Genomic DNA, 25544 nt, shown 5'->3' on the forward strand with positions numbered 1-25544 from the left:
CTACGCTCGCGGACCTCATTTCCACCGGCACGAGGTGAAGTCCGCATGGCCGCGAAGTCCGCCCGCAAGTCCGCCCCCGCGAAGTCGAAGTCGGCCACGCCGCGCAAGCCGCGCCGCAAGAAGGCCGAACCGAAGTCGCGGGGCCTGAGCGCGGCCGAGGTCGCGAGCGAGTCCGTCGCCTTCCCCGAAGCCCTCCTCCAGGCCGTGCGCGAGGACGGCGGCGAGGTGCTGTCCGTCTACCGCGACCCGCTGGGCGGACACCCCGTCGTCTTCGCCGCGCTCCCCATCGACAAGGTGGAGCCCACGCCCTACCAGCGCGACCTGTCCGAGCCCCACGTCAAGCGGCTCGCCACCGCCATGGAGCGGCTGGACCGCTTCCTGGACCCCGTCATCGCGGTGCGCGTGGAGGGCCGCTACTGGACGCCCAACGGCAACCACCGCCTCAACGCCAGCAAGCTGCTGGGCGCGAAGTCCATCGTCGCGCTGCTGCTGCCGGACGAGGACGTGGCCTATCAAATCCTCGCCCTCAACACGGAGAAGGCCCACAACCTGAAGGAGCGCTCGCTGGAGGTCATCCGCATGGCGCGGGGCCTCCTCGGCGCGAACCGCCCGGGCAAGGAGTCCGCCTTCTCCCACCTCTTCGAGGAGCCCTCCTTCCTCACCCTGGGCGCCGCCTACGAGAAGCGCCCCCGCTTCTCCGCGGGCGCCTACCACCCCTTCGTCAAGGTGGTGGACGGCTTCCAGGACGTGCCGCTGCCCCAGGCCCTGGCCGTGCGCGACGCCCAGGCGGACAAGCTGCTGGAGCTGGACGACGTGGTGGTCGCCATCGTCAACGCCCTCAAGGAGCGCGGCCTCCAGAGCCCCTACCTCAAGAACTTCGTCGTCGCCCGGCTCAACTTCCTGCGCTTCCGCAAGGACGGCCCGCCTCCCACCTTCGACGCCACCATCAGCCGCATGCTCGCCAGCGCCCGGCGCTTCAACGTGGACAAGGTGAAGCGCGAGGACATTGGCCGCATGGGCGGCGGCCCCGCGGAGCCGGACGAAGAGCAGGCCTGACGGGAATGGGGATTGCAGGGCCGTGTTGAGAGAGGCCCCGTACCCCCATGACATCTCCCACGGTCCTGGTCGTCGACGACGACCGCGCCAACCTCGATTCGGTCGCCCGCATCTTCCAGCGGGAAGGCTTCGCCACGTTGTCCGCCGCGCAGGGCACGGAGGCGCTGGAGCTGCTCCGGCGCCCGGAGGTCAGCGTCATGGTCACCGACCTGATGATGCCCGGCATGGACGGCCAGGAGCTGCTCAAGGCCAGCCGCGCCATCCGCCCGGACGTGGAGGTGGTGCTGATGACCGCCTACGGCACGGTGGAGACGGCCGTGGCCGCCATGAAGGACGGCGCCTACGACTTCATCACCAAGCCCCTCAAGCGCCACGCCCTGGTGAAGGCCGTGCAGAAGGCGCTGGAGAAGCAGGCGCTCGTCCAGGAGAACACCTCCCTCAAGGCGAAGCTCGCGGAGATCAACCCCGCGGGCGGGCGCGCCATGGTGGGCCAGTCCCCCGCCTTCCGCGCCATGCTGGACACCATCCGCCAGGCCGCGCCCTCCACCGCCACGGTGCTCCTGCTGGGCGAATCCGGCACCGGCAAGGAGCTGGCCGCCAGAGCGCTGCACGAGCACTCCGCCCGGGCGAAGCAGCCCTTCATTGCGGTCAACTGCGGCGCCATCCCGGAGAGCATCCTGGAGGCGGAGCTCTTCGGCGTGGAGCGCGGCGCGTACACCGGCGCCGTCACCCGCCGCGAGGGCCGCTTCGAGCGCGCCAACGGCGGCACCCTCTTCCTGGACGAGGTGGGCGAGATGCCCCTCTCCGCGCAGGTGAAGCTCCTGCGCGTGCTCCAGGAGGGAGAGCTGGAGCGGCTGGGCGGCACGCAGACGGTGAAGGTGGACGTGCGGCTGGTCGCCGCCACCAACAAGGACCTGCAGAAGGAGGTCGCCGAAGGGCGCTTCCGCGAGGACCTGTACTACCGCCTGCACGTGGTGGAGATCCGCGTGCCCGCGCTGGCCTCGCGCCGCGAGGACATCCCGCTGCTGGCGGAGGCGTTCCTGCGCCGCTTCTCCGCGAAGAACGGCAAGGTGCTGCGCGGCTTCTCCCCGGACGCCCTGGGCGTGCTGGAGAACTACGCGTGGCCGGGCAACGTGCGCGAGCTGGAGCACGCCGTGGAGCGCGCCGTGGTGCTGGCCCGCACGGACGTGCTGGAGGCCAGCGACCTGCCGGAGTCCGTGCGCAAGGGGCCCCTGGGCTCCGCCGGACAGCTCGTCATCCCCATCGGGACGCCCATGGAGGAGATTGAAAGGCGCGTCATCCACGAGACCCTGCGCCACACCCGCGGGGACAAGACGCTCGCCGCCCGCCTGCTGGGCATCGCCGCGCGCACCATCTACCGCAAGCTCGAGCGCGAGCAGGGCGGCCCCGACACGCCTCCGGCCCCCCCCTCCCCCCCCACCAGCGCGGACTGACAGGCCGTCACACCGGCCCCCGCCTGCTTTTGACAATTTGTCCGGACGTCCTGTCCCGGCCGCTCCCCTGGCTGGGGCCCCGTCCTATTCCGAAATAATTTCAAGGACTTGGCCGTAAGTCGTGGGTTTGACGCCCGCCCAGCGATGGCACCTGCCTTGCTCAAGGTCCCATCTGGGGCTGGCTTTCTCCCGGAAGCGTGATGGAACTCTTCTTTCGCAAGTACTTCTGGAGCGTGAACCTGTTGTTCATCCTGCTCGTCGCCCTGCTGGCGGCGCGCACGGTGAACCTGTTCGTCGAATCCTCCATCTCCCCCGCGCCCGCGTCCGAGGCCCCCGCCCGCGTCGCGCAGCGCACCCACGCCGCGGACAGCGGCCTGGCCACCATCGACGCGGAGCGCCTGTCGCGCCTCACCGGCGTGAAGCTGCCGGAGCCGGAGGTCGCGGTGAAGGAGCCCACGGCACCGGAGTTCGACGCCAACGCCCCGCCGGCCAAGAGCGGCCTGCGCGTGAAGCTGCTGGGCACGCTCGTCGCGGCCAACCCGGACTGGTCCTTCGCGTCCATCCAGGACATGAACACGCAGCGGTCGCAGACCTACATGATCGGCAACAACCTGATGGGCGCCACCATCATGGAGATCGAACGCGAGCGGGTGATTATCAACAACAACGGGCGCCGGGAGTTCATCGACGGGCAGCCCGGTGACGGCGCCGTCGCCGCGTACACCCCGCCCCCGGTGGCCCCCACCGCCACGCCGACCAACAGCCTGGGCAACGGCATCAAGTCCACGGGTGAGAACGAGTACGAAGTCCCCAAGGCGGAGATCGACAAGACGTTGAGCAACCTCAACGACGTGGCGATGCAGGCGCGCATCGTGCCCGCCTTCAAGGACGGCCAGGCGGTGGGCTTCAAGCTGTTCTCCATCCGCCCGGACAGCATCTATTCGAAGATCGGCGTCCAGAACGGTGACGTCATCCGCCGCATCAACGGCTTCGACATGAACAGCCCCGAGAAGGCGCTGGAGATCTACTCGAAGCTGAAGGACTCCTCCCGCATCGAGATCGAGATCGAGCGCAACGGCGCGCCGATCCGCAAATCCTACAACGTCCGTTAAACACCCCCGTCAAAGCGCCCGCTCCTCCATGAAGACGACGCTCCCGTCCTGGATGCTCTGCCTGTGCCTCGCGCTCTCCGTTCCCGCGTGGGCCCAGCGCCGTCCTACACAGCCCGGCACCCCCTCCCCCGCTCCGGCGGCCCAGGGTGAACGCGACCGGACCATCACCCCGCAGAACGGCAGCGCCGCGCCCGCCGAGAACCAGGGCCCCCGCCAGACGCCCACGTGCGAGCAGGCCCGGCGCAACGCGCGCTACGGCATCTACTTCGACAAGGTGGACATCGAGAAGCTCGTCCAGACCGTGTCGGATGCCACCTGCCGCACCTTCATCCTCCCGGAGAACGTGCGCGGGAAGATCTCCATCATCGGGCCGGAGAACGGCCGCGTGGAGGTGGACGCGGACCAGTTCTACTCCGCGTTCCTCGCCGCGCTCGACGCGAACGGGCTCGCCGTCTACCCGTACGGCCGCTTCCTGAAGATCGTCGACAAGCGCTCGGCGAAGCAGAACCCCATCCCGACCATCGTGGACGAGGACACCCCGTACACGACGAACGAGCAGATGGTCACCAAGCTGTTCAAGATCAAGTACGTGGAGGTGGAGCCGCTGCGCGGCGTGCTCCAGCAGCTCGTGTCCAAGGACGGCGACACCATCCCGTACCCGCCGGACACCATCATCGTCAACGACGTGGGCTCCAACATCCACCGCCTGGAGCGCCTCATCAAGCAGTTGGACAGCCGCTCGTCCAGCGACGAGATGCGCATCATCCAGGTGCAGTACGCCACCGCGCAGGACGTGGCCAACACCATCCAGAAGCTCTTTGAAGCCAAGGCCGGCGCGGGCGGCCGCACGGGCCAGCGCCCCGGCAACTTCACGCAGGGCCAGCCCGGCCAGCCCCCGCCGGGCTCGGAGGGCGTGGCCGGCTCGGAGACGGGCGGCGCCGTCACGCTGTCGCAGATCATCCCGGACGAGCGCACCAACAAGCTCATCGTCGTGGCCAGCCCCGCCGCCTTCGGCCGCATCGAGGACCTGGTGCGGGAGATCGACATCCCGTCCGGCAGCGGCAACAAGATCAACGTCTACCCGCTGGAGAACGCCAACTCGGAGGAGCTGGCCAGCACGCTCCAGTCGCTCGCGCAGGGCACCGCCAACCGCCCCCAGCGCGGCCCCGTCCCGGTCCAGCCGCAGGGCCTGCCGCGCGCGCCCGCCCAGGCCGCGGAGCTGTTCAGCGGCGAGGTGAAGATCTCCGCGGACAAGGGCACCAACTCGCTGGTCATCGTCGCCAGCCAGGCGGACTACAAGAACATCGTCCAGATCATCCAGCAGTTGGATCAGCCGCGCCGCCAGGTGTTCGTGGAGGCGGTGATCATGGAAGTGAACCTGGACCGCAACAGCGAGTTCGGCATCAACTTCCACCAGGGCTTCAGCCTCAAGACGGATGACGGCGCCATCCCCGGCATCCTGGGCACCAACTACTCCGGCGGCTCCATCCCGCCGTCCTTCTCCCTGGCGAACCTGGCCAGCATGGGCGGCTTCCTCGCCGGCATCCAGGGCCCCGTCCTGCCGGAGCTCAAGAACCTGGGCATCGACATCCCGGCCTTCGGCGTGGTGCTCAACGCCATGCAGCAGTCGTCCGACGTGAACGTGCTGTCCACGCCGCACCTGCTCACCAGCGACAACGAGGAGGCCGAAATCACGGTGGGCCAGAACGTGCCCTTCCAGTCCGGCTTCACCCCGTCCGCGCTGAGCGCGTCGCTGGGCGGCACCGGCACCACCGGCGGCGTCAACCCGTCGCTGCTGGGTTCGCTGGGCGGCCTGGGGTCGCTGTACGCGCCCATCACCCGCCAGAACGTGGAGCTCAAGCTCACCGTCAAGCCGCAGATCAACGAGAGCGACTACATCCGCCTGGTCATCACCGAGCAGACGGAGGAGATCGCCTCCTCGGACCCCGTCCTGGGCCCCACCACGTCCAAGCGCAGCGCGAAGACGACCGTCATCGCCAAGGACATGGAGACGGTGGTGATTGGCGGCATCATGCAGGACCGCACGCTGGAGTCCGTCTCCAAGGTGCCGGTGCTGGGTGACATCCCGCTTTTGGGCCACCTGTTCCGCGACACCACGCGCCGCAAGACGAAGACGAACCTGCTGCTCTTCCTCACGCCCTACATCATCCGGGGCCAGGAGGACTTCCGCCGCATCTTCGAGCGCAAGATGAAGGAGCGGCAGCAGTTCGTGGAGCAGTTCTACGGCCAGGTCCCCGGCTACGACGTCGCGGTGGACTTCAGCCGCAAGCCCGGCCCCCTGTCGCGCATGAACCAGTCCGTCATCAAGGAAGAGCAGCGGGTGGAGAACGGCGGCAGCGGCACGCCCAACGAGCGGGTCATCCGCCCGAACGGCGCCCCCGCTCCCGGCGGCTCACCCTCCCCGTCTCCCGCGCGGCCGGGCGGGGGAGCGCCTGCTCCGCAGGAAGGCGCCGCGCCCTCCCCCGAGGGCGACCAGGCGCCGCGAAATTTCGAGGCGCCTCCGGAGGGTTCGGAGAGATCAGTCCCCGCGCCGCAGCCTGAAGTCGTCGCGCCCGCACCGGATGCGGACGCGGAGCGGCTGCGCATCCAGCCGGGAGACGGGGAGTAACCGCCATGGACCTGACCGCCGACACCACCACCTCCCAAGGCTCCACCGCGACGCCCGACGTGTCCGGCGGCCGCAACGACGCCACCCAGGTCGTGGGCCACGGGCTCGCGTACCTCTGTGGCCGGCCCATCGGGGAGATCCTCCGCGCGCTCGTGCCCGGCCTCACGCCGGAGAAGGTCCAGGAGGCGCTCGCCGCCCAGCAGGAGAAGGGCGGGCGGCTGGGCGAGATCCTGGTGGGCATGAAGGCGATCAGCGAGGAGGACGTCGCTCGCGCGCTGGGCCACCAACTGGACCTGCCCTACCTCCAGCGCATCTTCGTGGAGGAGGTGGACGCGGAGCTGGTCAAGCGCATCCCCATCAACTTCGCCCGCCAGACGCAGCTCCTGCCGCTCTCCCTGGAGGGCGACGAGGTGGTGCTCGCGGTGGCGGATCCGCTGGACACCACCGCGCTGGACCACGCGCGCCTGCTGCTGGGCCAGGGCATCCAGCCGCGCATCGCGCTCGCCTCCACCATCGTGGACGCCATCAACAGCGTGTACGACCGCTCCGTCAACGAGGCCGAGGCGCTCGTGGACGAGATGGAGACCACGGAGGACCTGGACTCGCTGGCCCATGAGCTGGAGGAGCCCAAGGACCTGCTGGACGCGGACGACGAAGCGCCCGTCATCCGGCTGGTGAACTCCGTGCTCTTCCGCGCCGCCAAGGAGCGCGCGAGCGACATCCACATCGAGCCCATGGAGCGCGAGCTCCTGGTGCGCTTCCGCATCGACGGCGTGCTCCAGGAGGTCATCAAGCCGCCCAAGCGCTACCAGAACTCCATCATCGCGCGCGTGAAGGTGATGGGGCAGCTCAACATCGCGGAGAAGCGCCTGCCGCAGGACGGCCGCATCCGCATCAAGCTCGCGGGCCGCGACATCGACATCCGCCTGTCCACCACGCCCACGTCCTTCGGCGAGCGCATCGTCATGCGTCTGCTCGACAAGACGGCGACGCTGCTGGACCTGGCGGAGATCGGCATGAGCCCGCAGGTGCTGGGCAACATGGAGTCCGTCATCAAGCGCTCCCACGGCATCGTCCTGGTGACGGGCCCCACGGGCTCCGGCAAGACGACGACGCTCTACGGCGCGCTCTCCAAGATCAACACGCCGGACCTGAACATCCTCACCGTCGAGGACCCGGTCGAGTACCAGCTCAAGGGCATTGGCCAGATGGCCATCGCCCCGAAGATCGGCCTCACCTTCGCGCAGGGCCTGCGCTCCTTCCTGCGCCAGGACCCCGACGTCATCATGGTCGGTGAGATCCGCGACAAGGAGACGGCGGAGATCGCCATCCAGGCGTCCCTCACGGGCCACCTGGTGCTCTCCACGGTGCACACCAACGACGCGGCCGGCGCCGTGACGCGACTGGTGGACATGGGCGTGCAGCCCTTCCTCGTGGCGTCGTCGCTCACCGGCATCCTCGCCCAGCGCCTCGTGCGCCGGGTGTGCCCGGACTGCCGCCAGCAGTACACGCCCACGGACGCGGAGCTGAAGGAGCTGGGCTACACGGTCGCGAGCTTCAAGGCGAAGTTCGGCACGGACCGCATCTACCGCGCGGTGGGCTGCCCGTCCTGCAACCGCAACGGCTACCGCGGCCGCTCCGGCATCTACGAGTTCCTCTTCGTGGACGACGACGTGCGCCAACTGGTGCTCAAGAACGTGGACGCGTCCACCATCAAGAAGTCCGCCCTGGCCAAGGGCATGACGACGCTCCTGGACGACGGCGTGCGGAAGATCGCCCTGGGCGAGACGACCATCGCCGAAGTGCTGAGCATCACGCAGGAGGACATCTAGGTCCGCCATGCCCGTCTTCGAATACAGAGGCCTTGATTCCCAGGGCAGGCAGAAGAAGGGCCTGCTGGAGGCGGACTCGCCCAAGACGCTGCGCTCCAAGCTGCGTCAGGACGGCATCTTCCTCACGGACGTGCTGGGTCAGGCGGAGGGCAGCCGCGCGGGCGTCTCCAAGGGCGCCAACGCGTCCCTGCTCGCGCGTGACGTGGACCTGCGCAAGCTGGGCCGCGGCCGCGTGTCCACGGAGGACGTCGCCATCCTCACCCGGCAGTTGGCCACGCTGCTGGGCGCGGGCGTCACCATCGTGGACTCGCTCAACGCGCTGGTGGACCAGGCGGAGAAGGAGCGCCTCAAGCGCGCCCTGTCCGACATCAAGCAGCGCGTGAACGAGGGCTCGTCCCTGGCGGACGCCTTCTCCCAGCACCCCAAAATCTTCCCCAGCATCTACATCAACATGGTGCGCGCGGGTGAGGCCTCCGGCGCGCTGGACCAGGTCCTCCTGCGCCTGGCGGACTTCACGGAGAACCAGGCCAAGCTGCAGCAGAAGATCATCGGCACGATGATCTACCCCATCATCATGCTGGCGGTGGGCGGCGGCATCCTGGTGCTGCTGATGGTGTTCGTCGTCCCGAAGGTGACGAAGATCTTCGAGACCATGAAGGCCACCCTGCCCCTCAACACGCGCATCCTCATCGCCGCGTCCAACCTCATGCAGGGGTGGTGGTTCATCATCATCCCGGCCTTCATCGCGGGCGTGGTGCTCTTCCTGCGCTGGACGAAGAGCCCCAAGGGCAAGCCCAAGTGGGACCGCTTCACGCTCAAGGCCCCCATCTTCGGCAGCCTGGTGCGCCTCCTGGCCATCTCCCGCTTCGCGCGCACGCTGGCCACGCTGCTCAAGAGCGGCGTGCCCATGCTGGCCGCGCTGGACATCGTCAAGGCGGTGATGACGAACTCGGTGCTGGCGGACGCGGTGGAGAACGCCCGCGAGTCCATCCGCGAAGGCGAGAGCATCGCCAACCCGCTCAAGCGCTCCGGCCAGTTCCCGCCGCTCGTCTACCACATGGTCGCCATCGGTGAGAAATCAGGGCAGTTGGAGGACATGCTCCTGTCGGTGGCGGACTCCTATGAGACGCAGGTGAACGTGCGCATCGGCGCGCTCACCAGCCTCCTGGAGCCCATGCTCATCGTGGTGATGGGCGTGATGATTGCATTCGTCGCGCTCTCCATCCTGATGCCGATTCTGCAGGTGAACACGGCCATCCATTAGGTGGAGGGAGCTCCCGCGATGAACGACACGCTCGACCGGTGGATCCAGCGCGCGACGCTGATGGGCCTCTTGGCCCTGGCCGCCACGCTGGCGACGGTGGGGGCCACCCTGTACGCCCACCGCGACCCGCCCGCCGCCTCCAGCGCGGGCACGGCCCCCTGACGAAACGCCCCTGACATCCCGACACACCCATGGCGCGGTGGCTTGCCAGAAAGTCACCCGAAAGCTGGTGAAGACATGCACACGACGAACGCCAAGAAGCAGCAGCGCCGCAAGAACCGCGGCATGACCCTCATCGAGATCATGGTGGTCATCACCATCCTCGGGCTCATCGCGGCGGCGGTGGGCGTGGCCGTCATCCCGAAGCTGGAAGAGGCCAAGCAGGACACGGCGCGCCTGGACATCCGCAACATCCAGAGCGCCATGAAGCTCTACTACACGAAGAAGGGCTCCTACCCGGACACCGCCACGGGCCTCAAGGCGCTGGTGGACACCAACAACCTGGAGCGCATGCCGCTGGACCCCTGGGGCCGCGAGTACGTCTACATGAACGAGGGCGGCAAGCCGGTCATCACCAGCTACGGCGCCGACGGCAACCCGGGCGGCGAGGGCTCCGACGCCGACATCTCCTCCAAGGACCAGAACGCCAAGCCGTAACGGGCGTTTTTCCCGAAGCAAAGCCGCGCCTCCCGCGTGTTGTCGTAGGAATGCCCGTGATGACTCCCGAGCACACTTCCTCCCCGACGTCCGCGCGTGAGGCGCGAGCCGCTTCCAGCGGACAGGCCCGCGCCCGCTCTCCCCGGCTGGGCCGCCTGCTGCTGCTGGGCGTCTTCGGTGTCGCCACCCTGCTCGCGTTCGCGCTGGTGTGGGCCACCGAGGACAGCAGCCTCACCCCGCCCCAGCGCCAGGCGCGCGAGCAGATCCGCCGCCTGGAGGGCTACTTCAAGGCCCACCACCGGCTGATGGGCTTCTTCCCCTCGCAGGAGCAGGGCTTCGCGCCGCTCATCGAGTCGAAGGTGCTGGACTCGACGCCGCTCGACCCGTGGGGCCACCCGTACGTCTACCGCATGGAGGGCAAGACGGGCGCCGTGCTGTCCCTGGGCTCGGACGGCAAGCCCGGCGGCACCGGCGACGCCGCGGACATCTTCTCCGGCGGCATCGTGGCACAGGAGGTGCAGCCTTGAAGCCGGCCATGGCCCCTCGTCCCGCCCGCCGCCGTCGCGCCCCGCGCGGCCTCACGCTGATTGAAATCTCCATCGCGCTGGCCATCGCCGCGGTGATGTTCGCCGCGGTGACCATCGGCATCGGCGCCATCACCGGCGCGAAGGCGAAGGGCAGCGCCACGGAGCTCGCGGGCGTCATCCGCTCGCTCTACGACTCGGCGGCGCTCAGCGGCCGGACGTGCCGGCTGGTGTTCGAAATCCCGGACCCGAAGCGGGAGGAGGCCACGCGCTACCACGCCGAGTGCGCCGCGGGCGGCGTCACCACCTCGCGCGACCGGGACGCGGCGCTCCGCGACGAGGCGCGCGACCGCGAGCGCGCCCGGAAGAGCGGCAACAGCGGCGGGGACACGCGCAAGAACTACACGCGCTCGGAGGGCTCGCAGCCGTCCGCGCAGGAGCTGATGGACGAGGAGAAGAACCGCATCGAGTCCCAGTCCACCTTCTCCTCCTACACCGCCGAGGAGATCTCGCCCAAGGAGCTGCCGGCGGGCGTGGCGGTGTCGGTGTGGACGCGGCAGCAGCGCGAGCCGGTGGAGAGCGGCGTGGCCTATCTCTACTTCTTCCCGCAGGGCTACACGGAGAAGGCCATGGTCTTCCTGCGCCAGGGTGACAACGCCTGGACGCTGGACGTGTCACCCCTGACGGGCAAGGTGTTCATCGCATCCGAGGCCCTGGAGGTGCCCCGCTCATGAGGACTGCAACGCACGGGCGCGGGGGCTTCACCCTGCTGGAGACGATGGTGGCCCTGGCCATCCTCAGCGTCGCGCTGATGGCCATCTTCGACCTCAACTCCGGCGCGGTGGCCAACCACGTCTACACCAAGCGGCTCACCGTGGCGGCGCTCCTGTCCCGCTCGAAGATGACGGACCTGGAGCAGAAGCTCTACGACGACGGCTTCGAGCAGGACGACGACGAGCAGTCCGGCGACTTCTCCGACGAGGGCTGGCCCCAGTTCAAGTGGCGCGCGCGCATCATCGCGCCCAAGACGGACGGCGTGACGCCGGATCAGCTCATCGGCGCCATCTTCAACCTGCCCATGGGCGGCGGCGACTCCGGCGACCCCATGGGCGGCCTGGCCAGCCTCTTCGGCGGCGGCGGCGGCGACGGCAAGGGCGGCACGCCTCCCGGCGGCACCACCACGGCCAGCCCCATGGGCGCGTCCGCCATGAGCATGGCGCAGCCCATGTTCACGCAGATGGTGGACCAGCTCACCAAGTCCGTCCGCGAGGTGCACCTCACCGTGTACTGGAAGGAGGGCACCCAGGTGGAGAGCGTGGACGTGGTGACGCACGTGGTGTCCCTGGGGCCCGGCGGCGACCGCAACGGCGGCTTCACGCCCAACGCGGGCAGAACGGCGGGCGCGGAGAACCAGTGGGTGAACCCGCGCACGGGCCAACTGGTGGACAACCCCATCCCCGGCCCCAACGGCCAGATGCTGGACCCGAACACGCGCGAGCCGCTGGTCAACCGGGCGGCCCAGCTCGAGCAGCTCAACAGGAACATGGGCGGCCAGCAGGGCGGCACCGGCAACACCGGCATCAACCCGCGCTCGCCGGGCGGCATCTTCGGCGGCCGGGGGAGCCTGCCGAACCTGCCCACCCTGCCTCGCGGAGGGAGCATCCGATGAAGCGGCGCATGCGGGGCTTCACCCTCATGGAGGTCATGGTCGCGGTGGGCATCACCGCCCTCATGGGCACCGTCGTGGCCCTGGCCTTCCAGACGGGCATCAACGCCAAGGAGGTCGTGGAGGGCGAGGCGGAGCGCTACCGCATGGTGCGCGTGTCGCTCAACCGCATGGCGCGGGAGGTCGGCTCCGCGTTCGTGAGCGACCGCTATGACCTGCGCCGCTTCCGCGACCAGAACGACCGGCCCACCAACTTCATTGGCGAGCGCGACAAGCTGACCTTCACGACGTTCGCGCACCAGCGCCTGTACACGGACGTGAAGGAGTCCGACCAGGCGGTGGTGGAGTACTTCGTGGAGAACTCCTCCGAGCGCGGCGCCCGGCAGCGGCAGGACCTGAAGCGGCGGGTGAACCCCAACGTGGGGGACCGCATGGACCGGGGCGGCACCACGGACGTCCTCTTCGAGGGCGTCAAGGGCGTGGAGTTCGCCTACTGGGACTCCGACAAGAAGGAGTGGGACGACGAGTGGGACACGCGGCGCACGGAGAAGAAGGACCTGCTCCCCACGCGCGTGCGCATCACCGTCATCGCCCTGGATGAGGCGGGCAAGGAGGCGCGCTACACCACGCAGGCGCGCATCCTGCTCAACACCACCCTGCCGAGGTTCAACTGATGGCCTTCCCCTACTTCCAGCAGGCGTCCCGCCGGCGCGGCAAGGCGCGGACGGCCGCCCCCCAGGCCCCGGCGCCGCGGCGCTCCCCGGCGGAGCGAAAGCACCGGCGCTCGCGCGGCGTGGCGCTCATCATCGCGCTCGTGTCCATCACGCTGCTCACGGTGGTGGCCACGGAGTTCGCCTACAACAGCCGCGTGGACCTGCAGCTCGCCGCCAACCAGCGCGACGAAGTGCGCGCCTACTACATGGCCCGCTCCGGCCTGTCGCTGGGGCGGCTGCTGCTGCGCTTCCAGAAGCAGGTGGACCAGACGCCCATCCCCAACCCCGCGAGCATCCTGGGCGCGCTGGGCGGGCTCGCGGGCGGCGGCACCCCCGGCGCAGGCGGCGCGAACGCGTTCCAGCCGCAGTCGCTCAACCTCCAGCTCTGGAAGCTGGCGCGGGTGGACTGCCACATGCTCAAGGGCCTGGTGAAGAGCGACGGCGCGCAGGGCGAGGACGGCCGCCCCGTGGAGACGGAGCCCACGCAGGTGGACCCCAACTTCAAGTTCGAGGGCGAGGACGGGGAGAACGCGGGCGCGGCCACGCAGATGGCGGCGCAGATGCAGCGCCGCTCCTTCGGCGGCTTCGAGGGCTGCTTCCTCGCGACCATCAGCGACGAGGAGGAGAAGCTCAACGTCATGCGCCTGAACACCGGCGGCGCGGAGTCCCAGGCGACCGCCGCGCGCATGCTGGACATGTTCGCGGACAAGCGCTTCGAGTTCCTCTGGCAGCAGGACGACGCCAACAAGGTGCGCTCCACGCCCCGGGACACCATCCTCGCGCTGAAGGACTGGTCGGACGAGGACACCACCCAGTCCACCCTCAACGAGAAGGACCCCACGAACCCCTTCGTCTCGGGCTTCGCGGACGAGGGTTCGCCGTACAGCCGCTACGAACCGCGCTATGACGTCAAGAACGCGCGCTTCGACAGCCTGGACGAGTTGTACCGGGTGCATGGCGTCAACGACCGCTTCATGGCGGCCTTCCGAGACCGGCTCACGGTGTACCCGGACATCAACTCCAAGCCGAACGTCAACACCGACGACCCCATCATGCTGGGGCTGGCCATCATGTCCGCCGCGGACCCCAACCGCCCGGACCCGCGCCTGACGGACCCCGTGTTCCTCAACGAGCTCATCAGCCGCATCCGCGCCGCGCGCATGTTCAACTTCTTCGGCATGTCGGTGGCGGACTTCGTGGGCGTGGTGGAGCAGGCCGGCATCGCGGTCAATCCGCTCATCAAGGGCAACGTCCAGCAGAACCGCTACCTGGGCGACAAGAGCAAGACATTCACCATCAAGTCCGTGGGAGAGGCGGGCAGCGTCCAGAAGACGCTCACCGCCGTCATCCGCCTGGACGACGGGCTGGGCAAGCTCGTGTATTACAGAGAGGAATAGCATGGCCCGCATTCTTGGCCTGGACCTGGGCAGCCACTCCGTGAAGGGGGTGGTGCTCACCTCCGGGACGAAAAGCAACACCACCCAGGCCTACGCGGAGGTGCGCCGCGCGCAGGAAGGCGAGCGCGCGGACACGCTGCGCGCCGCGGTGGAGGAGCTGCTCGGGAAGATGCCGCAGGGGCACGTGGACCAGGTCGTCATCGCCCTGCCCGGCCCGTCCCTCACCACGCACGCGGTGAGCCTGCCCTTCTCCGACAGCAAGCGCGTGGAGGCGACGCTGCCCTTCGAGGTGGGCAGCCAGCTCCCGTTCGACATCTCGGAGGTCGTCTACGACTACCAGGTGGTCGGCCAGAAGGACACCGGCGGCAAGGAGAAGGCCGCGGACCTGCTGGTGGGCGTGGTGAAGAAGGAGGAGCTCCAGTCGCTGCTCGCGCTGCTGGGCGGCCTCCAGGTGGATCCGCGCGTCATCACCCACCCGGCGCTCGCGTACCAGAACCTCTTCACCCAGCTTCCCGGCCTCTTCGAGGGCGTGGGTGACGGCGGCCCCGTGGCGGTGGTGGACATCGGCCATGAGCGCACGGCGGTGGCCATTGGCCAGCCGGGCAAGGGCGTGGAGTTCGCGCGCACCTTCGCGGGCGGCGGGCGCGACCTGACGCGCGCCCTGGCCACGGAGTTCCAGACGACGCTTCCGGAGGCCCACGCGTGGAAGGAGGCGCATGGCGCCATGGCCAGCGCGGCGCAGGGGCCGGACGCCGAGCGCGCCGCGAACGCCTTCGTGCGCGGCCTGCAGCCGGTGCTGCGCGAGCTGCGCCCGTCCTTCAAGTCCTTCGCCGCGCGCGCCCGCCGGCAGGTCTCCGCGGTGGTGCTGTGCGGCGGCACCGCGCGGATGCCGGGCCTGGCCGAGCAGTTGTCCAAGGACCTGAACCTGCCGGTGCGCGTGCTGGCGCTCCCGGTGGACGCGACGGAGAAGATCGGCCCCCGGGAGACGCCGTCCGCGGCGCAGGCGTACGCGCTGGCCATGCGCGGCAACGCGGCCGGGGCCAGGGCGCCGCGCTTCAACCTGCGCCGGGGTGAGTTCGCCTTCAAGGGCGGCTACGACTACGTGAAGGACCGGCTGGGGCTCCTGGCCTCCTTCGCGGTGACGCTCCTGCTGCTGCTCATCGCCTTCGGCGTCGTGCGCAACACCGTCCTGTCGCGGCGCGAGGCGGAGGTGGACGCGGTGCTCTGCAAGACGACCCAGCGCATCCTGGGCACCTGCGAGACGAACTACGACCGCGCGCTGAACATGCTCAAGGGCGTGGAGAGCCCCGCCGCGGCGCTGCCCACGATGTCCGCGGTGAACCTGCTGGCGGAGGTCACCCAGCGCGTGCCTCCGGAGGTGCCGGTGAAGTTCGACCGCATCCAGGTGGACCTGGACCGCATCATGCTCCAGGGAGAGACGGACAGCTCCAAGCAGATCGACACGCTCTCCGCCGCCTTGAAGGGCCACCGCTGCTTCAAGGACGTGAAGGAGGGCAAGGTGGAGAAGACACGCGACGGGCAGAAGGTGACCTTCCGCCTGGACGTGCAGGTGCAGTGCCCCGGCGAGCCGCCGGCGGGAGAGACGTGACATGGGAAAGCTCAAGGAACTCTTCGCGCCCCTCCAGACCTGGTTCGAGCGGCTCTCCGACCGCGAGCGCAAGCTCGTGGCGCTGGCCGGCTCCGCGGTGCTGGTGTTCGTGCTCTTCGTGACGCTCTTCAGCTTCGCCAACAGCGCGCAGGGCTACCGCCGGCGCACGCAGGACAAGCTGGCGAAGCTGCAGGAGGTGCAGGCGCTGGCCATCAGCTACGGCCAGGCGCAGGCGGAGCGGCAGAACGTGGAGCAGCAGCTCACCCAGAGCAACGTGCGGCTGATCACCTACATTGAAGACAAGGCCACCGCCGCGGGCCTCACCGTCCCCAACATGACGCCCAAGGGGGACGTGGGCGTGGGGGACGGGAAGATCATCGAAAGCTCCGTGGAGCTGACCTTCACGGACGTGGACCTGCGCAAGCTGACGGACTTCCTGCGCACGGTGGAGACGGGCCCGGGCATCGTGAAGGTGAAGTACCTGCGCGTGGAGCCCCGGCCCGCCACGGACACCCTGACGGCGTGGACGACCGTCGCCACCTACCGGATGAAGCAATAGCCCATGGCCACTGAAACCAAGACCGCCCGCTGGAAGCTCGTCCTGGGCTACACCGCCTTCGCGGTGGTGGCGTTCATCCTCTGCCTGCTGCTGACGTTCCCCTACGACGCGGTCCGCTCGCGGCTGGTGACGGAGGCCGCGGCCCACGGGCTGGCGGTGCGCATGGACAGCCTGCGCCCCGGCCTGTCCGGCGTCACCGCCACCCACGTGCGGCTGAGCAAGCCGCCCACGCCGCTGGGCGCGGAGTCCGTCGCGGCGCTCGCCCGGGGCGAGTCCGGCGGGCTGGGCAAGGACGAGCTGGGCGAGGCGCTCATCTTCGACAGCGTGGCCCTGCGCCCGTCCCTCTTCCCGCCCGGCCTGGTGATGAAGCTGAAGGGCATGGGCGGCACGGTGGACATCCACGTGGGCGGCCTGAGCGGCACGTCGCTGAACGTGGACGTGGACGGCGTGCAGGCCGGCGGCGGCAACCTGCCGGCGTACACCGGCGTGGACATGGAGGGCACCCTCAACGCGAAGCTCGCGCTCACGGCGCCGGGGACGATGATTCGCGGCCAGCCGGTGGACTGGTCCCAGGCGTCCGGCACGGTGGCGCTGGACACCCAGGGGCTCACCATCAAGGGCGGCAAGGCGGCCATCCCCATGGGCGGCGGCCCCGCCATGCCCATGGAGCTGCCGCGCGTGGCGCTGGGCGAGCTGAAGGGCGACCTCCAGTTCGACAAGGGCCTGGGCACGGTGCGCGACCTGAACCTCAAGAGCGAGGACCTGGAGGGCTCCGGCACCGGCACGCTGAAGCTGGGCCGCCGGCTGGAGTACAGCGAGCTGGGGCTGGACGTGCGGCTGAAGTTCGAGCAGGCCTTCCAGCAGCGGCTGGGGCCCCTGGCGCTCGCGGTGAACATGCTGCCGCAGGACCGGGACAACCCCGGTTGGCGCGGCGGCCGGCTCACCGGCATGGTGAGCAGCCCCCGCTTCGGACCCAAGCGGTAGGCCCCCGGTTGATGCCCGCGCACGCGCCGTGTAAAGCGCTGCGCGCGGCCCCGGGGTGTCCGGGCTTGGGAGAGAGTTCGTAATGCCGGAGCTGGTGTTCTTCCGTCGAGGCGAGGAAGTGCTGCGGGTGGCGGTGGACCGGGCGCGGGTGGTGCTCGGCCGGGGCGACTCCAGCGACGTGGCCATCCCGGATCCGGAGGTGAGCCGCCAGCAGGTGGCCCTCCTGTGGGACGGACAGAAGTGCCGCGTGGAGGACCTGTCCGGCAAGGGCACGAAGGTCGCGGGCGCGGTGGTGGAGCGCGCGGACCTGCCGGACGGCGCGGACCTGGAGCTGGGCCAGTGGCGCGCGGTGTTCCGCCAGCACGGCGCCAGCGACGACGCGGACGCGGCCACGGAGGCCGGCAGCGCCACCGCCGTGCAGGGCCGCGACCCGCAGCGTTGGCAGCCCGCGCAGTTGCGCGTGAAGCAGGCCAGCACGGAGGCCGTGCACCGGCTCACCGGCGACAGCTTCACGGTGGGCAAGGACGCGGGCAACGACCTGGTGCTCCAGGATCGGTTCATCTCCGGCCGGCACCTGAAGGTCACGCGCAAGGACGGCGTCTTCCACGTCGTGGACCTGCGCTCCACCAACGGCACGTGGCTGGGCCCGGTGCGCCTCTTCGAGGCGGAGGTGACGCTGCCCACCACGCTGCGCGTGGGCGAGGCGGAGCTCATCCTGGAGGCCGTGCCCGCGGCGAAGAAGGAAGCGCAGTCCTTCCACGGCATCCTCGGCGGCGACCCGTCCGTGCGGCAGCTCACGGACCTCATCCAGCGCGTGGCGCCGTCCACCGCGGCCGTCACCATCCTGGGCGAGTCCGGCACGGGCAAGGAGCTGGTGGCGAACGCGCTGCACGCGTGCTCCCCGCGCGCGAACCGGCCGCTCATCCCGGTCAACTGCGCCGCCATCTCCAAGGAGCTGATTGAGAGCGAGCTCTTCGGCCACGAGAAGGGCGCGTTCACCGGCTCCGTGGGCGCGCGCAAGGGCGCCTTCGAGGAGGCGGACGGCGGCACGCTGTTCCTGGACGAGATTGGCGAGCTGCCCCTGGACCTCCAGGCGAAGCTGCTGCGCGCGCTGGAGAGCGGCGAAATCAAGCGCGTGGGCGCCAGCCGCCCGCTGCACGTGGACGTGCGCGTGGTGGCGGCCACGAACCGCGACCTGCTGGCGGCGGCGCGTGAGGGCCGCTTCCGCGAGGACCTATACTACCGCCTGTGCGTGGTGCCCCTGCACCTGCCGCCTTTGCGCAACCGCCGGGGGGACGTGGTGGCGCTGTCGGAGCACTTCGTGCGCGCGTTCGCCCCGCGCGGGCAGACGGTGCGCTTCACGCCGGCCGCGCTGGACAGGCTCCAGCAGCACGCCTGGCCGGGCAACATCCGCGAGCTGCGCAACGTGGTGCACCGCGCGCTGCTTTTGCGCAAGGGCCCGTCCATCGACGCGAGCGACCTGTCCTTCGACCAGGAGGTCAACCGCGAGACGGGCATCACCGTGCCGGAGCTGCCGCCGGGCATGACGCTGGAGCAGATGCTGGAGAAGCTGGAGCGGCAGATCATCGAAACCGCGCTGCGCCGCTTCAACAACAACCGCGAGCGCGTGGCGCGGGAGCTGGGCCTCGCGCGCTCCACCCTCTTCAAGCGCCTGAAGGACTGGGGCCTGACGAAGCAGGACGAGCAGGAGTGACTCCGGAGGCGCCCGCGCCCTACCCGGGGTCTCCCGGGTGGGCGAGGTCGCCCCAGGCGGAGTGCGGTGCCGGGTGCGCCCGCGTGCGCATGTACCAGGGCACGCTGACCACCACCAGGCGCCGCTCGCCGGACAGCAGCAGCGCGCTGCGCAGCAGCTCCGAGCGGTGGCCGTAGAACATGGCCCGGTACCAGCGCCGCTCCAGCAACTCCGGCAGCACGATGGCCACGGTGCCGCCCGGCACCTCCGCGAGCAGCGCGTCCAGGTAGTCCATCAGGGGCCACACCAGCGCGCGGTACGGCGATCCCACGTGCACGAGCGGCGGAGGCCTCCTCCCCGCCTCCTGGAGCGGCGCCTGGACGAAGTGCTGCCATTGCGAGTCCAGCGCCGCCTCGTCGGTGTCGCCGCTGCAGATGTGCACCGCCCTCACGTCGTCGCTCAGCGTCAGCGCGAAGCGCAGCGCCGTCTCCGACGCGTGGGACCAGCGGTCCACGGGCACCACGGCGACCATCGGCGACGCGGGCGTCAGGAGCACGGGCCGCTTCAGCTCCGTCACCTGCCGCGTGCGCGTGTACGCGGCGTGGACGCGCGACAGCAGCAGCAGCCCCACGGGCACGATGACGAACGCGGCCCAGCCGCCGTGCGCGAACTTGGACACGCCCACGATGCACAGCGTGAGCGCCGTCATCGCCGCGCCCGCGCCGTTGAGGGCCCGGCGCCACCGCCAGCCGTCCTGCTCCCGGTGGCGCCCCCAGTGCACCACCATGCCCGCCTGGGACAGGGTGAAGGCCATCAGCGCGCCAATGGCGAACAGGGGAATCAGCCGGTCCGTGATGCCCCCGCACGCGATGAGCAGCACGGCCGCCAGCGCGGACAGGGTGAGGATGCCGCGCGACAGGGCGAGCCTGCGGCCCCGGTGGGCGAAGCCCGGCGGCAGGTAGCGCTCGCGCGCCAGCACCTGGCAGACGAGCGGGAAGCCCGCGTAGCTGGTGTTCGCGGACAGCGCGAGCACGCAGAGGATGGCGGCCATGGCCACGTAGTAGAAGACGCCGCGCCCCATCACCGCCGCGATGAGCTGCGAGAGCACCGTCTGGTAGTGGGCGCCGCCGGGGACGGTGGCGCCCACGCCGTACGCCCGGCACAACAGCGCGATGCCCAGCAGCATCGTCACCAGGACGCCCACGATGATGCCCAGCGTGACGCGCGCGCGGCGGACGTCGGGGTCGCGGAAGATGGGCACCGCGTTGCTGATGGCCTCCACGCCCGTCATCGCCGTGCACCCGCTGGCGAAGGCGCGAATCACCAGCCACGCGCCCACGGACGCGGTGGGCACCGCCAGCGGTGGCGGCGGCTGGACGGGCGTCGCATCCCCCGTGGACAGCTTGAAGAGGCCCACGGCCAGCACCACGCCCAGGGACGCGATGAAGAACCACGTGGGCACGACGAACACGGCGCCCGCCTCGCTGACGCCGCGCAGGTTCACCAGGGTGAGCAGCGCCAGCAGGCCCAGGGTGATGTGCAGCGTGTGCGGCCGCAGGGCAGGGACCGCGGACACCAGCGCGCCCGTGCCGGCGGAGATGCCCACCGCCACGTTGAGCAGGTAGTCCAGCATCAGCGCCGTCGCCGCGAGCAGCCCCGCGCCCCGCCCCAGGTTCTGCTTCGCCACGGAGTAGGCGCCGCCGCCGCTGGGGTACGCGGCGATGGTCTGCGCGTACGAGCCCGCGACGAGCATCAAGAGCCCGACGATGGCGGCGGTGATGGGGAGGAGCAGCCACACCCCCGCGGCCCCCAGCGGGCGCAGCACGGTGAGCGCGGCCTCCGGGCCGTACGCGGCGGAGGACAGCGCGTCCAGCCCCAGGAGCGCCACGCCGGTGAGGACGCCCGTCTTCTCCTGCATCGCCTGGGCGCTGGTGAGCGGGCGCCCCAGGAGCACGTCCATGACGCCGTTGCCTTCGCGGCGCCGGGGCATGAACGGCCTCCTGCGTCCGTACTCGGCCCACTGAGCCATGGCGGCGTCCCCCTGGCACGGAAGGTGCGCACCGGCTGTCCGGGCGAGAACACGGCCCTGGAGTCGCATGCCCTCCAGGGCCATAGACCCTTTCGCTCGCCCGTTCGTTTCACGGGAAGACACAGGAGACCGTCCGCCATGGGCCCGCACGCCGCCGTCCTCCCCTTCCCCACCCTGGATGATTTGTACGCCCTGCACCGTCCCCGGGCGCTGGCCATCGCCCGGCGCATCGTGGGGGACACCGACGACGCGGAGGACGTGGTGCAGGACGTCTTCCTGCGCCTGTCGCGGCAGCCACCGGGGCTGGATGGGCGCGCGACGTGGACGACCTGGCTGCACCGGGTGATGGTCAACAGCAGCATCAACTGGCTGCGCGCGCGCAGGCGCCGGGAGCGGCTGTCGCACGCGCCCCAGGAGACCGTGTCGCCGGAGGCCCACGCCATGGGCACGCAGATGCAGCGGCAATTCCACGAGGCGCTGGAGGAGGTGAACCCCCAGCAGCGGCAGGTGCTCTACCTGCGCGAGGTGCGCGGCCTGGGCTCCGCTGAAATCGCCCGGCTGCTGCGCATCCCGGAGGGCACCGTGAAGAGCGCCCTGCACCGCGGCCGCCAGCGCGCCCTCACCGTGATGGAGGAGCGCGGCCAGCGGCCCTGAGGGGCGAAGGCGCTACTCGTCGCCCTTGCTGCCCACGAACTGGTCGCCCTTCTCCTTGAAGAGGAGGTTGAAGCTGGTGAGCGAGCCGTAGACGCGGGTGATGTAGCCCTGCATCTCCGCCTTCTCCGCGTCCGTGAGCTTGGGGTGCGCGTTGAGCTTCTGCTCCAGCACGCGGATGCGGTCGCGCACCATCGTGACCTTGTGGAACAGGTTGTCGATGGGCATGTCCTTCGCCTGCAGCTCCGGGTTGCCCGGCACCAGCCGCACCGTGCCGCCCTCCCACTTGCCCGCGAGCGGCGGATCACTGAGGCCCGCCGCCTCCCGGAAGATGTCCATCAGCTCTTCGCGCGTCATGTTCAGCCCTTCCAGGTCCACCACTTCGTGCGGATCCGCGCGGTGGCGCACCACCACGGGCGCCACGCTGCGCGGGGCGCGGGTCCGCGTGCTCGAAACCACGGGCGCCGGGGCCGCGGAGCCCCGGGGCGCGTACTTGTCACAGATGGGCGCGGAGGGAGGGAACATGCCGCGCGAGCCCTGCAGGCGGCACGGCCCCACCCACCCACGGTGATCCACGGAGTGCGGGCTCCAGAGCTTGCAGTTGCCACACACCCGCTCATCCGGCCGGAAGGTGGGCAGCGCTGGAGTCCCGTCCCCCGCGTCCGACATTTCAGCGCGCCTCCCTGGCCACCGGCTTGCCCTTGCGGATGTTGAGCTCGCGCAGGAGCGCGTCCGCGTCCTCGACCTGGTCGAGCTGCCACAGCAGGTAGCGCACGTCCACGTTGACGTTCCGGGCCACGTCCGGATTGTAGCCGAAGTCGTTCGCGACGTTCTCCCACACGCGGTCGAAGTTCACGCCGACGAGCTGCCCCTTGCCGTTCACCGTGGGGCTGCCGGAGTTGCCGCCCGTGGTGTCCGCGTCCGCCAGGAAGTCCACCGGCACGTCCTTCAGCCGGGGGTCCACCCACCGGCCGAACTTCTTCGCCGCCGCGGCCGCGCGCACCTTCTCCGGCGCGTTGAAGGGCTCCTCGCCGGTGTGCTTCTGCAGCATCCCCGTCAGCGTCGTCTGCGGCAGGTACTGCACGCCGTCGCGCGGCGTGTAGCCCTGCACCTTGGCGAACGACACGCGCAGCGTGCTGTTGGCGTCCGGAGCAATCGGCTTGCCCGCCTGCGCCATCACCGCCTTGCGCCACGCCGGCCGCAGCCGGGAGGACGCGCCCAGGCGCTGCTCGCGCGTGTCATCCAGCGCGGACTGCTCCTTCGCCAGCTCCATGCCGAACGCCAGCAGCGGGTCGCGGCGCGCGACGAGCTGCCCCACGGACTCGTCCGCCATCTTCATGCGCTCCGCGAGCGTGAGCACCTTCGTGCCCGCGTAGAGCGAGTCGATCTTCGCCAGGACGTCCTTCTCCGCGTACGTCTTGCCGAAGACGGTGTCCACGGCCGCGATGCGCGCGTCCTGGGGGAGCGCCTGCGCGCGCTTCACGAACGCGTGCAGCAGCGCCTTGTCCGCGGCGAGGAAGAGGTTCTTCTGCTCGCGCTCCAGGCGGTCCTTGATGCGCGGCACCTCGCGGTCCATGTACTCCGGGCGGCGCTCCAGGTCCGGCTTCACGCGCTCCATGGCCAGCCGGGACACGGACGCGGCCAGCGCCGGCCCGCGCGCCAGGCGGCTGGACATGACCAGGAGGAACTCGCGCTCGAAGGTCTTGGAGGCGGTCTGCTGCTCCGCGAGCAGCGCCTCGCGGGCCTTGATGGCCTCCCCCCACTTCGCGGGGTCCTTCTGGGCCCAGGCGACGGTGGCGGCCTCCGCGTCGCGCTGCTTCTCCACGATGTGGCCGCGCTTCAGGCCCGCCAACTGGCCGCCCGCGTTCTTGTAGACGTTGTGCAGGCTCTTGAGCTGCGAGGCCACGGCGATCTTCCCGGCCGGGTCCTTCTCCCCTTCCGCCTCCAGGATGCGGATGGCCTCACCCATCACGTCGCGGATGCGCGGGTAGAAGCGCGCCTGGCGCTCCGCCATCTCGTCCGCGAGCAGCGTGCGGAAGGTGGAGCCCGGGTAGCCCAGCACCATCACGAAGTCGCCCGGCTTCACGCCCTCCGTGGACAGCGGGAAGAAGAACTCCGCCTTGTAGGGCACGTTCTTGTCGCTGAACGCCGCGGAGGCGCCGTCCGGCGCGGTGTACGCGCGGATGATGGCGAAGTCGCCGGTGTGGCGCGGCCACATCCAGTTGTCCTCTTCTCCGCCGTACTCACCCACGGCGCGCGGCGGCGCGTAGACGAGCCGCACGTCCTGCAGCTCCACGGCGTCCACCAGCGTGTAGTTCACGCCGCCGTCGAAGGTGGCCACCTGGCAGCGGGTGGCGGGGCGCTTCTCGCACTCGGCGACCAGCTCCTTCTGCTTGCGGTCGATGGCCTTGTAGCGCGCGAGGTCGTCCGCGCCCTGCGGCACGGCGGCGTTGACCTCCGCCGTCACGTCCTTGAAGCCGCGCGGCACCTGCACGCGCGAGCCCTTGCCCGGGAGCTCCTCCGCCTGGCTCTTCGCGAGGAAGCCGTCCGTGATGAGATCCTTCTGCGGGGAGCTGTGCTCCTGGATGATGGAGAAGGCACAGTGGTGGTTGGTGATGATGAGGCCGGAGGCGGAGATGAACGACCCGGAGCAGCCGCCGGTGTTCACCGTGCCCGCGAGCAGGCCCGTGCCCCGCTTGGGGTCCCACAGCTTGCTGGGCGGCAACTGGAGGCCCTGGGCCTTGAGCCAGGCGGGGCTCAGTTCCAGCACCTGCTGCGGGGTCCACTTCCCTTCCCCGGCGAAGGCCGGGGCTGCCACGAGCGAGAGGAGAAGGAGCGTCTTCTTCATGGTGCCCCCTCCCTACCCCGTCCGCCGCCCCGGCGCGACCGTTCCGGTGTCCGGGACGCGCGTTTTCGCGGAAGATGGAACGCGCTTGGATGTTCCGGTGTCCAGGCAGGAGGGGACCAGCGATGCGGACCGCGAGCGGGGCGACACTGGATTTCGGAAGGCTGGCGCTGCTCGTCCTCCTGATGGGGGCGTCCTGGTACTTCTGGTATTCGCCGGTGCTGTGGCCGGTGAAGGTGCTGGTGGTGATGATGCATGAGAGCGGGCACGCGCTCGCCACGCTGCTCGTGGGGGGCTCGGTGGACCGGGTCCACCTCCAGTTGAACGAAGGGGGGAGCTGCTTCTCCCGCCTGCCGCCGGGCGTCATCAACCGCGTCATCGTGTCGTCCGCGGGCTACCTGGGCAGCGCGGTGGCGGGCGCGGCGCTGATGCTGGCCACCTTCCGCTTCCGGCTGGGCCGCGCGGTGATGGGCGCCGCGTCCGTGTGGCTGGCGGTGATGGGCTTCTTCTACGCGGGGGACCTGTTCACCCTGGCCTTCTGCCTGGGCATGGCGCTGGCCATGGGGCTGGGCGCGCGCTTCCTGCCCACGGGGCTGGTGGACGCGCTCAACCTGTTCCTCGCGGCCTTCACCGCGCTCTACGTCGTCTTCGACCTGAGGGACGACCTGTGGAACAGCGCGGTGCGCGCCCAGAGCGACGCGGCCATCCTCGCCAGCGAGACGTGGGTGCCGTCCATCGTCTGGGCGGCGCTGTGGACGCTCCTGTCCCTGGCCCTGCTGGGGGTGTCCGCGTACTGGGCCATGCACGCGAAGCCGGGCGGCGGCGTGAAGATGCCGCCCATGGCCCGCGCGCGGCGGGTGTGAGAAGAAA

At 70.1% G+C, this 25544-nt stretch carries 22 protein-coding genes; 19 read left to right on the top strand and 3 right to left on the bottom strand.

What is annotated here, in order from left to right:
- Window positions 1-45: 45 nt before the first annotated feature.
- The 17 genes from K8612_RS13235 (at window position 46) to K8612_RS13315 (ending at window position 19170) form a co-directional block, all read left to right on the top strand.
- Window positions 46-1056 carry a ParB/RepB/Spo0J family partition protein gene (locus K8612_RS13235; protein WP_223762526.1) on the top strand — a complete coding sequence of 337 codons (1011 nt, stop codon included), beginning with the start codon at window positions 46-48 and terminating at the stop codon, window positions 1054-1056.
- Between the two features lie 47 nt (window positions 1057-1103).
- A complete protein-coding gene (locus tag K8612_RS13240) occupies window positions 1104-2510 on the top strand; it encodes a sigma-54 dependent transcriptional regulator (RefSeq protein WP_223742707.1) in 1407 nt (468 codons plus the stop codon).
- Between the two features lie 200 nt (window positions 2511-2710).
- A complete protein-coding gene (gene gspC / locus K8612_RS13245) occupies window positions 2711-3622 on the top strand; it encodes a type II secretion system protein GspC (protein WP_223742708.1) in 912 nt (303 codons plus the stop codon).
- 28 nt (window positions 3623-3650) lie between these two features.
- Window positions 3651-6251 (top strand): type II secretion system secretin GspD, encoded by a 2601-nt coding sequence (gene gspD / locus K8612_RS13250; RefSeq protein WP_223742709.1) that lies wholly within the window; start codon window positions 3651-3653, stop codon window positions 6249-6251.
- A gap of 5 nt (window positions 6252-6256) precedes the next feature.
- Window positions 6257-8083, top strand: coding sequence for a type II secretion system ATPase GspE (gene gspE, locus K8612_RS13255; RefSeq protein ID WP_223762527.1), 1827 nt, complete (start codon window positions 6257-6259; stop codon window positions 8081-8083).
- Window positions 8084-8090: 7 nt separating this feature from the next.
- Window positions 8091-9347, top strand: a complete 1257-nt coding sequence (gene gspF, locus K8612_RS13260) for a type II secretion system inner membrane protein GspF (protein WP_223742711.1) — start codon at window positions 8091-8093, stop codon at window positions 9345-9347.
- A gap of 18 nt (window positions 9348-9365) precedes the next feature.
- Entirely contained in the window at window positions 9366-9509 is a 144-nt protein-coding gene (locus K8612_RS13265; protein WP_167510879.1) for a hypothetical protein, read from the top strand.
- A gap of 75 nt (window positions 9510-9584) precedes the next feature.
- Window positions 9585-10004 carry a type II secretion system major pseudopilin GspG gene (gspG, locus tag K8612_RS13270; protein WP_223742712.1) on the top strand — a complete coding sequence of 140 codons (420 nt, stop codon included), beginning with the start codon at window positions 9585-9587 and terminating at the stop codon, window positions 10002-10004.
- A gap of 59 nt (window positions 10005-10063) precedes the next feature.
- Window positions 10064-10531, top strand: coding sequence for a type II secretion system protein GspG (locus tag K8612_RS13275; RefSeq protein WP_223742713.1), 468 nt, complete (start codon window positions 10064-10066; stop codon window positions 10529-10531).
- Between the two features lie 8 nt (window positions 10532-10539).
- On the top strand, window positions 10540-11262 hold the full coding sequence (locus tag K8612_RS13280) for a Tfp pilus assembly protein FimT/FimU (protein ID WP_223742714.1): 723 nt from the start codon (window positions 10540-10542) through the stop codon (window positions 11260-11262).
- The gene (locus K8612_RS13285; RefSeq protein ID WP_223762528.1) at window positions 11259-12197 is read left to right on the top strand and encodes a prepilin-type N-terminal cleavage/methylation domain-containing protein; all 939 of its coding nucleotides are present in this window, start codon (window positions 11259-11261) and stop codon (window positions 12195-12197) included. Before K8612_RS13280 ends, K8612_RS13285 begins: the two co-directional genes overlap by 4 nt.
- Window positions 12194-12868: a type II secretion system protein GspJ gene (locus tag K8612_RS13290; protein WP_223762529.1), complete on the top strand. Its 675-nt coding sequence runs from the start codon at window positions 12194-12196 to the stop codon at window positions 12866-12868. The genes K8612_RS13285 and K8612_RS13290 overlap by 4 nt, the downstream gene beginning before the upstream one ends.
- Window positions 12868-14304, top strand: coding sequence for a type II secretion system protein GspK (locus K8612_RS13295; RefSeq protein ID WP_223762530.1), 1437 nt, complete (start codon window positions 12868-12870; stop codon window positions 14302-14304). The genes K8612_RS13290 and K8612_RS13295 overlap by 1 nt, the downstream gene beginning before the upstream one ends.
- Before the next feature lies 1 nt (window position 14305).
- A complete protein-coding gene (gene pilM / locus K8612_RS13300; RefSeq protein WP_223762531.1) occupies window positions 14306-15913 on the top strand; it encodes a pilus assembly protein PilM in 1608 nt (535 codons plus the stop codon).
- A gap of 1 nt (window position 15914) precedes the next feature.
- Window positions 15915-16472 (top strand): type II secretion system protein GspM, encoded by a 558-nt coding sequence (gspM, locus tag K8612_RS13305; RefSeq protein ID WP_223742719.1) that lies wholly within the window; start codon window positions 15915-15917, stop codon window positions 16470-16472.
- Between the two features lie 3 nt (window positions 16473-16475).
- Window positions 16476-17456 carry a type II secretion system protein GspN gene (gene gspN / locus K8612_RS13310; RefSeq protein WP_223762532.1) on the top strand — a complete coding sequence of 327 codons (981 nt, stop codon included), beginning with the start codon at window positions 16476-16478 and terminating at the stop codon, window positions 17454-17456.
- Between the two features lie 82 nt (window positions 17457-17538).
- Entirely contained in the window at window positions 17539-19170 is a 1632-nt protein-coding gene (locus K8612_RS13315) for a sigma 54-interacting transcriptional regulator (RefSeq protein WP_223742721.1), read from the top strand.
- Between the two features lie 19 nt (window positions 19171-19189).
- On the opposite strand, the gene K8612_RS13320 is transcribed toward K8612_RS13315, so the two are convergent.
- On the bottom strand, window positions 19190-21139 hold the full coding sequence (locus K8612_RS13320) for an APC family permease (RefSeq protein ID WP_223762533.1): 1950 nt from the start codon (window positions 21137-21139) through the stop codon (window positions 19190-19192).
- A gap of 177 nt (window positions 21140-21316) precedes the next feature.
- Between K8612_RS13320 and K8612_RS13325 the strand changes: the two genes are divergently transcribed.
- Complete coding sequence (locus tag K8612_RS13325; protein WP_223762534.1) at window positions 21317-21832, top strand: RNA polymerase sigma factor; 516 nt, start codon at window positions 21317-21319, stop codon at window positions 21830-21832.
- A 12-nt stretch (window positions 21833-21844) separates the two neighbouring features.
- Here K8612_RS13325 and K8612_RS13330 read toward each other — a convergent pair whose 3' ends face one another.
- Together K8612_RS13330 and K8612_RS13335 are read right to left on the bottom strand one after the other, a co-directional pair.
- Window positions 21845-22498, bottom strand: a complete 654-nt coding sequence (locus tag K8612_RS13330; RefSeq protein ID WP_223742724.1) for a hypothetical protein — start codon at window positions 22496-22498, stop codon at window positions 21845-21847.
- A 1-nt stretch (window position 22499) separates the two neighbouring features.
- A complete protein-coding gene (locus K8612_RS13335) occupies window positions 22500-24677 on the bottom strand; it encodes a S46 family peptidase (RefSeq protein WP_223762535.1) in 2178 nt (725 codons plus the stop codon).
- 122 nt (window positions 24678-24799) lie between these two features.
- Between K8612_RS13335 and K8612_RS13340 the strand changes: the two genes are divergently transcribed.
- Complete coding sequence (locus K8612_RS13340; protein WP_223742726.1) at window positions 24800-25537, top strand: M50 family metallopeptidase; 738 nt, start codon at window positions 24800-24802, stop codon at window positions 25535-25537.
- Window positions 25538-25544: the final 7 nt, after the last annotated feature.

Origin of the sequence: Corallococcus sp. AS-1-6 (genome assembly GCF_020037015.1) — a bacterium.
In the GTDB taxonomy this organism is placed as follows: Bacteria; Myxococcota; Myxococcia; order Myxococcales; family Myxococcaceae; genus Corallococcus.

What these genes read in the sequence shown, in the direction of transcription:
- K8612_RS13235 (WP_223762526.1), top strand. Translation starts at nt 46, where the DNA reads ATGGCCGCGAAGTCCGCCCGCAAGTCCGCCCCCGCGAAGTCGAAGTCG.
- K8612_RS13295 (WP_223762530.1), top strand. Translation starts at nt 12,868, where the DNA reads ATGGCCTTCCCCTACTTCCAGCAGGCGTCCCGCCGGCGCGGCAAGGCG.
- K8612_RS13325 (WP_223762534.1), top strand. Translation starts at nt 21,317, where the DNA reads ATGGGCCCGCACGCCGCCGTCCTCCCCTTCCCCACCCTGGATGATTTG.
- K8612_RS13280 (WP_223742714.1), top strand. Translation starts at nt 10,540, where the DNA reads ATGGCCCCTCGTCCCGCCCGCCGCCGTCGCGCCCCGCGCGGCCTCACG.
- pilM (WP_223762531.1), top strand. Translation starts at nt 14,306, where the DNA reads ATGGCCCGCATTCTTGGCCTGGACCTGGGCAGCCACTCCGTGAAGGGG.
- K8612_RS13290 (WP_223762529.1), top strand. Translation starts at nt 12,194, where the DNA reads ATGAAGCGGCGCATGCGGGGCTTCACCCTCATGGAGGTCATGGTCGCG.
- gspE (WP_223762527.1), top strand. Translation starts at nt 6,257, where the DNA reads ATGGACCTGACCGCCGACACCACCACCTCCCAAGGCTCCACCGCGACG.
- K8612_RS13285 (WP_223762528.1), top strand. Translation starts at nt 11,259, where the DNA reads ATGAGGACTGCAACGCACGGGCGCGGGGGCTTCACCCTGCTGGAGACG.
- K8612_RS13320 (WP_223762533.1), bottom strand. Translation starts at nt 21,139, where the DNA reads ATGCCCCGGCGCCGCGAAGGCAACGGCGTCATGGACGTGCTCCTGGGG.
- gspC (WP_223742708.1), top strand. Translation starts at nt 2,711, where the DNA reads ATGGAACTCTTCTTTCGCAAGTACTTCTGGAGCGTGAACCTGTTGTTC.
- gspN (WP_223762532.1), top strand. Translation starts at nt 16,476, where the DNA reads ATGGCCACTGAAACCAAGACCGCCCGCTGGAAGCTCGTCCTGGGCTAC.
- K8612_RS13275 (WP_223742713.1), top strand. Translation starts at nt 10,064, where the DNA reads ATGACTCCCGAGCACACTTCCTCCCCGACGTCCGCGCGTGAGGCGCGA.
- K8612_RS13335 (WP_223762535.1), bottom strand. Translation starts at nt 24,677, where the DNA reads ATGAAGAAGACGCTCCTTCTCCTCTCGCTCGTGGCAGCCCCGGCCTTC.
- K8612_RS13330 (WP_223742724.1), bottom strand. Translation starts at nt 22,498, where the DNA reads ATGTCGGACGCGGGGGACGGGACTCCAGCGCTGCCCACCTTCCGGCCG.
- gspG (WP_223742712.1), top strand. Translation starts at nt 9,585, where the DNA reads ATGCACACGACGAACGCCAAGAAGCAGCAGCGCCGCAAGAACCGCGGC.
- K8612_RS13240 (WP_223742707.1), top strand. Translation starts at nt 1,104, where the DNA reads ATGACATCTCCCACGGTCCTGGTCGTCGACGACGACCGCGCCAACCTC.
- gspD (WP_223742709.1), top strand. Translation starts at nt 3,651, where the DNA reads ATGAAGACGACGCTCCCGTCCTGGATGCTCTGCCTGTGCCTCGCGCTC.
- K8612_RS13315 (WP_223742721.1), top strand. Translation starts at nt 17,539, where the DNA reads ATGCCGGAGCTGGTGTTCTTCCGTCGAGGCGAGGAAGTGCTGCGGGTG.
- gspM (WP_223742719.1), top strand. Translation starts at nt 15,915, where the DNA reads ATGGGAAAGCTCAAGGAACTCTTCGCGCCCCTCCAGACCTGGTTCGAG.
- K8612_RS13340 (WP_223742726.1), top strand. Translation starts at nt 24,800, where the DNA reads ATGCGGACCGCGAGCGGGGCGACACTGGATTTCGGAAGGCTGGCGCTG.
- gspF (WP_223742711.1), top strand. Translation starts at nt 8,091, where the DNA reads ATGCCCGTCTTCGAATACAGAGGCCTTGATTCCCAGGGCAGGCAGAAG.
- K8612_RS13265 (WP_167510879.1), top strand. Translation starts at nt 9,366, where the DNA reads ATGAACGACACGCTCGACCGGTGGATCCAGCGCGCGACGCTGATGGGC.